The sequence below is a fragment of the Hungatella sp. SL.1.14 genome, assembly GCF_024460495.1.
Taxonomy (GTDB): domain Bacteria; phylum Bacillota; class Clostridia; order Lachnospirales; family Lachnospiraceae; genus Hungatella; species Hungatella hathewayi.
Window position 1 is genome coordinate 1 of sequence record NZ_JANFYJ010000204.1, and the last position, 344, is coordinate 344.

General features: G+C 28.8%; 1 protein-coding gene. It reads left to right on the plus strand.

Going from position 1 to position 344, the window contains the following annotated elements; genetic code table 11:
- The coding region (locus NE473_RS30685) for a hypothetical protein (RefSeq protein ID WP_256265604.1) at nucleotides 1–344 on the plus strand (344 nt) is incomplete at both ends.

Sequence of the window (344 nt, forward strand, 5' to 3'; positions counted from 1 at the left end):
TTAAAATATTTAATTGTATTTTTTGGATTAACATTGTTTTGACATTGATAGAATTTTTTTTGTTGGGAATAAATCAAGACTTATTAGGTGGCATTTTTGGGTTAGTTATGGGTGTTAATCAATATACAAATCTCTATTTTGTAATTATAAGTGTATATTGTATTGAAAAAATTGTGTGTCACGATGCAGAAGGAAGTGAATATAAAAGAGTACTGATTATATCAGTTCTGATGTTAGCTGTTGCAGCATTAGCAGAGATTAAATTCTTTTTTGCAGAATTTGTATTACTTTTTATGGTAGCATACCTTTGCCTTCCCCAAAAGCCACAAACTTTTTTTGGGGTT